The 508-nt window shown below is 47.8% G+C and carries 1 protein-coding gene; it reads left to right on the top strand.

Features of this window, described 5'->3' with window-relative positions:
• On the top strand, window positions 1-446 hold a 446-nt coding region (locus tag A3738_RS08610), incomplete at its 5' end, for a fumarate hydratase C-terminal domain-containing protein (RefSeq protein WP_197473721.1).
• Between the last annotated feature and the right edge of the window lie 62 nt (window positions 447-508).

The raw sequence follows: 508 nt of genomic DNA, 5'->3' as shown, positions 1-508 counted from the left end.
TCAGCAGCGGTGAAGAGCTGCCGGTTGATCTAACTGGTCGCTTTATTTATTACGTCGGGCCGGTTGACCCTGTTCGTGATGAGGTTGTTGGTCCAGCGGGTCCGACCACTGCGACGCGTATGGATAAATTTACGCACACGATGCTCGAGAAAACAGGCTTGCTTGGAATGATTGGTAAAGCAGAGCGCGGACAAGTAGCAATTGACGCAATCAAAGAGTTCGGATCAGTTTATTTGATGGCCGTGGGCGGCGCTGCGTACCTAGTTTCTAAGGCTATTAAGAACGCTGAGGTGGTCGCATTCCCTGAACTAGGTATGGAAGCGATATACGAATTTGACGTTGTCGATATGCCGGTTTCTGTTGCGGTAGATGCATTGGGTACGTCTGTTCATCAGACTGCGCCTGTTGAATGGCATGACAAGATCATTTCTGCCAAATCGGTATAAGGTCCTGATGCGTACTGCTATTGTTTTGTCATGCTCAATAGGAGGTATATATGTTAAGTAAA

It is taken from the genome of Oleiphilus sp. HI0066 (genome assembly GCF_001635725.1).
The sequence above is the reverse complement of the archived record's forward strand: the minus strand, read 5'-3'. Positions and strand labels throughout refer to the sequence as shown.